Here is a 6,415-nt window from a genome sequence, read left to right as displayed (position 1 = left end):
ATTTATGTTATAAACTAACATTTAATAAAAATACATGATTAATACAAACTCTCGTGTTAACTTAATGTCATTTTATAACATATCGTATTAAAAAGTAGATTGAGGCAAGAAATGATAAGTACAGAAACCCAAACATGCGAAAGCTACAAAAGCCTTTTAAAGGAAGACTTTTGCCTGCCTCTTATGACCCTCAATCACTCCGCTCTCATCAACAACTGTCGTTGGATGCAAGACTATGCGGATGCCGCAAATGTGAAACTAGCTCCCCATGGCAAGACGAGCATGTGCCCTGAGCTCTTTAAAATGCAACTTGACCACGGTGCTTGGGGAATGACCCTAGCCAATAGCTATCAAGTGAAAATTGCTTATGATTGCGGAGTTCGCAAAATCCTCATGGCCAATCAATTAGTTGGCAAAGGCAACATCCAAACAATCATCCAGCTTCTTAGAAACGACTCAGAATTTGAATTCTGCTGCTTAGTTGATAATCAAGACAACGTCGACCAACTCAATCAGCAAGCCGCGGAATTGAACTCCCCTCTGCAAGTGCTCATTGAAATAGCGCCCGCACATGGACGTGCAGGTCTGAGAAGCAGCAAAGAAGTTATCGAACTCGCTCAGTACATCAAATATTCTGCACCTTATATCCAACTTGCCGGCATCGAGTGCTACGAAGGCGTCATCCATAGCTGCGACCCCATCCCCGATGTGGATAAATTCCTTCATCATGTGGCCAAAATCACTGCGCGAGTAGAGGAACTCGGTTTATTTGATGTTGAGCAACTTATACTTTCTGGTGGCGGAACCGTGTTTTTTGATCGCGTTGCTGAGATTCTTGGCAAGATTAAACTACAAAGTCCTTACGAACTCCTTATTCGTCCGGGCTGTTACATCTCCCATGACTCAGGAATTTATGGTGAGTTCCAAAACCAGCTCAAAGCGCGTGATCCACTTGCCCGAACTATTGCAGGTGACCTAGAATCCGCCATCGAGATTTTTACTTATGTGCAATCTCTTCCCGAACCGGGCCTCGCCATACTCAATATTGGCAAAAGAGACGTCTCTTTCGATAGTGGACTTCCCTTCCCAAAGGAGCTCTTTAGTCCATCCACAGAAAAACTTAGCGAACTCAATGAAAACTGGCAAATTACTGACCTCAATGATCAGCATGCCTTCATGAATTTCCCCAAAGAATCAACTGTAAAAGTAGGCGATATCATCTGCTGCCGAATCTCTCACCCCTGTTTAACTTTCGATAAGTGGCCACAAATTGCGCTTATTAATGATGATTATCAAGTCATCGATTTCATCGAAAGCCGTTTTGAAAAAATTAACCACTTAAATGGAGTTCACAATGATTAAGAATCTCTTTGGATTAGCTCTTACTGCGGGAATTTGTTCCTGCTCCAGCACCTACCAAAGCACTGACTTTACTGCGCCTGGAAGCTTTACGGCAGAAGCTGAAGGGCCCGCAGTTGATGCTCAGGGAGACCTCTACGCCGTCAGCTATGACTATAAAGAAACTATTGGCAAAGTGACTCCGGAAGGGAAAGGCTCAGTCTTTATCAAAATGCCTCAAGGTAGTACAGCTAACGGCATACGCTTTAATCAAAATGAAGAAATGTTTATTGCCGATTATACCGGCCACAATGTTTTAAAGGCAGATCTTAAGGGTAAGGTCTCTGTCTTTGCTCATGAGCCCAAAATGAATCAACCTAATGATTTGGCGATCATGGATAATGGAATATTATTTGCTAGCGACCCCAACTGGTCCAAAGGCGATGGTCAAATGTGGAAAATTGACACTCACGGAAAAGTGACTCTACTTGAAACAAATATGGGCACCACCAATGGCATAGAGGTTTCCCCCGACCAAAAAAGCTTGTACATTAACGAGAGTAAACAACTCAAGATATGGGTTTATGATTTGAGCCAAGACGGAAACATTAGTAATAAACGACTCTTCCATTCCTTTAAAGATGGTGGCCTAGACGGTATGCGTTGCGATGTGGATGGCAACCTCTATGTCACCCGTTGGAGTCGTTCTTGCGTCGTAAAACTCAGTCCCCAAGGTCAATTGCTCAAAACTATTCAATTGAAGGGCGAAAAACCAACTAATATTGCCTTTGGTGGAAAAGATGGCAAAACCGCTTATGTCACCGTTGCTGACCGTGGCAATATCGAAACTTTTCGCGTTGAACGTCCAGGTCGCGCTTGGGCCGTGAGAGGTGCTAAATGATCAGACTTCAAACACTGCTATTCTTCCTGCTCTCTTTTGCGCTCTTCGCAGAAGAAAATGATTCCTTTAGAACGAAAGTTAAGCCCTACTTAGATAAGTACTGCACATCATGTCACGGCGGTACAATTGATGGCGAAGTCACCATTAAAGGCAAAGTGAACTTCAAAGCGATTGGTAACATGGAACAAGCTTACCAAAAACACGCACTTTGGGAAGAGGTCCTCGACCTCGTTGAGCATAAAGAAATGCCCCCTGAAGAAGAAAAACTTCATCCAAGTGTAGCTGAAACTGATCTTATCAAGAACTGGTATACAGAGAAGTTCGTCAATATCAAAGCGGCACCTGCCAAAGCGCGCCTAACGCGACTCTCGACTGAATACTACCGCAACTCACTGCGTTCCTTACTTGGTTTTGACTTAATAGTTAGTGTGACGGATACTCCAGAGACCGTGACCGAAAACTCTCTCGTCCTCAAACTGATGCCCCCGGATCCTCCCGGTGAAAGTGGTTTTAGTAACGACACGTCTCAGGCACCAATCACCAGTACACTATGGGAAAAATATAATTTCATTGCGAACTCCGCCGTTGAAGAACTTTTTGATCCAAAAAACAAAGTACACCTCGAAAAGTATACAGGTCCTATAAAAGGTGATTTCACCTCAATACACGCAAAGAAACTGATTATTTCTTTTACCTATCAAGCTTTTAAAACTCGTGACTGCAATGAACAGATCAAAATGAGTTTTACTAGAATCAAAAAAGACCTAGCCAAAAAAACACCCCTTGTACAAAGTTGCAAAAAAGAGCTTAAGAGCCTTTTAGTTTCTCCTGAGTTCCTCTATAACGGAACTTATAACAAGAATAAAAAAGGCAAGCAGCCCGTCAGCCAATACCTGCTCGCTCAGCGCCTTTCTTATTTCCTCTGGGGCACACTACCTGACAAGGAATTGCTCGACCTCGCTCAGAAAAAGCAACTTTTTAATAAGCAGGTGCTCTTAAAGCAAGTTGACCGCATGCTTAATGATCAACGTTCTAAGACTTTCACAGAACTTTTTGCTCGTGAGTGGCTCGCTTTAGACGAGATCAAGAAGTCTTCTTCAAAATGGCCTCAAGTTCACGCTCGTTTCTATCAACCCATTCATTTTGTGGATTACCTCGTACGAGACGATCGCCCACTCATGGAACTCATTGATTCTAATGTCACTTTTGCTAATCCCTTCCAACGTGCTTTCTATAATCAAAAGGATAGCGCACAAATCAAAAACACCTCCAAAGGCAGAGGTATAGAAGTCATTGTTCAGGATCATAGTAAAATCACCTTGGATAATAGCCCTAACAGAGGTGGCATCCTCACCATGCCAGGTATCCTATCTATGTACAGCGGCAAAAAACGCACAAGCCCTATTTTACGTGGCGTCTGGGTGCTCGAAAGAGTTTTAGGCGATCATTTAGGTGAAGCTCCCATGGACGTGCCGCCCATCCCCAAACAGAAGCCGGGCCAAAAGCTTACTTTCCGCGAAATCTTTAAACTTCACCAAGCCGCTGATAGCTGTGCAATTTGTCACCAAAAAATTGACCCGCTTGGCTTTGGACTCGAAAACTATGACTACACAGGAAAATTCCGTCCTTCTAGCCCCGAAGTTGATTCTTCTGGCATGACTCCGGATGGCAGAGAGTTTAAAGATTTTTCAGAACTCAAAAAATTACTTGTGAAACGTTATGATGAGGACATCATCCGCAACATCAGTAAAAAAATGTACACCTATGCCCTCGCTAGAGGCATGGAAGCCCCCGACCGCCCCATTGTGGACGCTATTTCAAACAAAATGATCAAATCAGATGGCAGCTATCGCGACCTTATCCGCGAAGTTGTGATCAGCCCTGCTTTTACTAGCATGATTGTAGAATAGGAGAAAATTATGTCTTACCAACTTTCACGTCGCTCACTTCTCAAAGGTGCTGGAGTTGCCATGCCGCTTCCCTACCTTAACCTCATGGCAAAATCTCAGGGATCTGCCGCACAAAAAAAGCGTTTTGTAGCGCTCTTCAAACCCAATGGTGTTCACCCGCCCACTTGGGCCATTAATGATGGCAAAGAAAATGATTATGAAATGTCCGCACTCATGCGTCCGCTTCAGCATCATAAAAAAGATATTCTCATCATGGACAATATTGGTAATAAACACCAGGCTAGTCATCATGGCTGGAACTTTCTTTGTGGCAACAATCGCCCGAAAGGAGCCTCTGTGGATCAAGTCATCGCCGATAAAATTGGTCAAGATACAAGCGTCCGTTCACTAGAATTAACGACTGAAGGGATTTTTACTAATCAGCCCGACTGTAGCTACATCTCATACGATAGCAAAGGCCGTTTTATCCCACGTGAAAGCGATCCCCAACTCGTCTTTGATAAACTCTTCCGCAGCCCCATGAGCAGTGCCTCTAAACGCAAAGAAATGAGCAGTATTCTCGACGGAGTTAGGGATAATACCGCTCACCTCAAACGTCGCGTGGGAAAAGAAGATGCGCAAACATTAGATGAGTATTACACCATCGTTAGAGAAACAGAGAAAAAGCTTGCGCTTGCCGCAAAAGGGAAGCAAAGCTCCATCGACACTTCAAAATTCAAACGCCCAGGTGCAAGTTCAAACCTAGATCAGCAAGTCACCGCCATGCTCGACATTATGGCGCTCGCTTTGTGGACTGACACAACTCGCGTCAGCACTTATATGCTTGGCAATGATAACAGCCGACTCGTTTTTGATTTCCTCGGAGTGGATGAACAGCATCATTGGCTATCGCATTTCTTCCGAAACTTTAGCATTGGCAACATTACCAAACTCAATAAAATCAATTACTGGCACATGCAAAAATACGCCTATTTCATGGATAAACTCAAATCCTTTAAAGATGGCAATGACACCTTACTAGACAATACTCTTGTATTCTACGGTAGCAGTATGGGACACAGCGACACTCATGCAGGCAGTCGCATTCCAGCCGTTTTTGGTGGCGGTAAAAATATCGTCAAAACAGGACGCTACGTTAATCATGCCCAAGCTCAAGATCCCCGCGGCCTGCACATGGCTTTACTGAAGCAATACGGCATTGAAGCTGATAACTTCCAAGGCTACAAGCACACCATGTCAGGACTCACCGACTCTCAGTACGAGCATTACAAAACCAAGCAGTACGTTAAATTCATCAAAGAAGAAAATGGTCTCATTAAACTCCAGGGCAACTTACGTCAAAGCCCCAATATTGATACGCCACGTCTTCACCTGATGAAAGTTGATAATGCCAAGTCAGTTAAGATCGAAGTCGCTTTCAAAAACTTCAACTCAGTTAACCTCGCCTACTACTGTACACGCGACGTCTATATCGAAGCCAAAGGTAAAAATGAGAATGGTCACTGGATGATTACTGAAATCACAAAAATAGAGGAACTAAAATGAAAAAGTTTACACTTATCGAACTCTTAGTTGTCATCGCGATCATCGGGATTCTTGCCTCGCTTCTCTTGCCGGTATTGGGCAAAGCTCGCCGTACATCTCAGGTCATGGTAAGCCTCAATAATATGAAGCAAATTAATATAGCCGACTATGTATCTAGATGACAATGATGGCCAGTACCCCCCTGGACGTAATCCCATATCCTACGCTTGGGATGATTACCTCAGCTCATACATGGGTATAGACCTCACAGAAGCTGAAAAGTTAGCCCATAACCCCACTGATCGCGGCTCATTTAAAGTTTGGCAATGCCCCTTAGATGATGTAACACGTCTCATTGACAATCGAATTCCAAGAACTTACCAAGTCAATAGCTATTCAATTGGTGGGTCAAAAAGAACTTTTGATTATAACAACCCGCTCTATCAAATTGACCTTCCCGACCCAGCCAATACAATCCTCATCAATGAACAAGCCAAATCTCATAACACCATGGGCTCTGGCTCAAATGTCGTTATTGAAAATACAGGAAACATTACTGAAGCCACCACTGGCGTGCAGAGAACTGGCGGGGTTCAATACGATGCCAATCATCATAAAAATGGTTTCAAAAATCCCGTCATTCTAGCTGATGGCCACGCCGAAGTCATGTATATGCCCACAACAACTGCCAACAATTACTACCTTTGGAGCTCAAAGGTTTATTAAGTCACAAAGATTGAGA

The 6,415-nt window shown here is 43.6% G+C and carries 6 protein-coding genes; all 6 read left to right on the top strand.

The genetic code is table 11. The features are described from left to right. The first annotated feature begins 111 nt into the window (after positions 1-111). The 6 genes from LNTAR_RS18740 to LNTAR_RS18715 are packed head-to-tail and all read left to right on the top strand — an operon-like array spanning position 112 to position 6,399. Positions 112-1,362 (top strand): amino acid deaminase, encoded by a 1,251-nt coding sequence (locus tag LNTAR_RS18740; protein ID WP_007280327.1) that lies wholly within the window; start codon positions 112-114, stop codon positions 1,360-1,362. Continuing rightward, positions 1,355-2,239: an SMP-30/gluconolactonase/LRE family protein gene (locus LNTAR_RS18735; protein WP_007280326.1), complete on the top strand. Its 885-nt coding sequence runs from the start codon at positions 1,355-1,357 to the stop codon at positions 2,237-2,239. Before LNTAR_RS18740 ends, LNTAR_RS18735 begins: the two co-directional genes overlap by 8 nt. Continuing rightward, on the top strand, positions 2,236-4,149 hold the full coding sequence (locus tag LNTAR_RS18730) for a DUF1588 domain-containing protein (RefSeq protein WP_007280325.1): 1,914 nt from the start codon (positions 2,236-2,238) through the stop codon (positions 4,147-4,149). Before LNTAR_RS18735 ends, LNTAR_RS18730 begins: the two co-directional genes overlap by 4 nt. A 9-nt stretch (positions 4,150-4,158) precedes the next feature. Further along, positions 4,159-5,694, top strand: coding sequence for a DUF1552 domain-containing protein (locus LNTAR_RS18725; RefSeq protein WP_007280324.1), 1,536 nt, complete (start codon positions 4,159-4,161; stop codon positions 5,692-5,694). Then, positions 5,691-5,855: a type II secretion system protein gene (locus tag LNTAR_RS28040; RefSeq protein WP_007280323.1), complete on the top strand. Its 165-nt coding sequence runs from the start codon at positions 5,691-5,693 to the stop codon at positions 5,853-5,855. Before LNTAR_RS18725 ends, LNTAR_RS28040 begins: the two co-directional genes overlap by 4 nt. Continuing rightward, on the top strand, positions 5,842-6,399 hold the full coding sequence (locus tag LNTAR_RS18715; RefSeq protein ID WP_007280322.1) for a hypothetical protein: 558 nt from the start codon (positions 5,842-5,844) through the stop codon (positions 6,397-6,399). Before LNTAR_RS28040 ends, LNTAR_RS18715 begins: the two co-directional genes overlap by 14 nt. The last annotated feature ends 16 nt before the right edge of the window (positions 6,400-6,415 follow it).

Source organism: Lentisphaera araneosa HTCC2155, from assembly GCF_000170755.1.
GTDB classification, from domain to species: domain Bacteria; phylum Verrucomicrobiota; class Lentisphaeria; order Lentisphaerales; family Lentisphaeraceae; genus Lentisphaera; species Lentisphaera araneosa.
This window is presented reverse-complemented; position numbering and strand designations above follow the sequence as displayed.

Excerpts from the sequence above, each read along its gene's own strand:
- LNTAR_RS18735 (WP_007280326.1), top strand. The coding sequence starts at position 1,355 with ATGATTAAGAATCTCTTTGGATTAGCTCTTACTGCGGGAATTTGTTCC.
- LNTAR_RS18715 (WP_007280322.1), top strand. The coding sequence starts at position 5,842 with ATGTATCTAGATGACAATGATGGCCAGTACCCCCCTGGACGTAATCCC.
- LNTAR_RS18725 (WP_007280324.1), top strand. The coding sequence starts at position 4,159 with ATGTCTTACCAACTTTCACGTCGCTCACTTCTCAAAGGTGCTGGAGTT.
- LNTAR_RS28040 (WP_007280323.1), top strand. The coding sequence starts at position 5,691 with ATGAAAAAGTTTACACTTATCGAACTCTTAGTTGTCATCGCGATCATC.
- LNTAR_RS18740 (WP_007280327.1), top strand. The coding sequence starts at position 112 with ATGATAAGTACAGAAACCCAAACATGCGAAAGCTACAAAAGCCTTTTA.
- LNTAR_RS18730 (WP_007280325.1), top strand. The coding sequence starts at position 2,236 with ATGATCAGACTTCAAACACTGCTATTCTTCCTGCTCTCTTTTGCGCTC.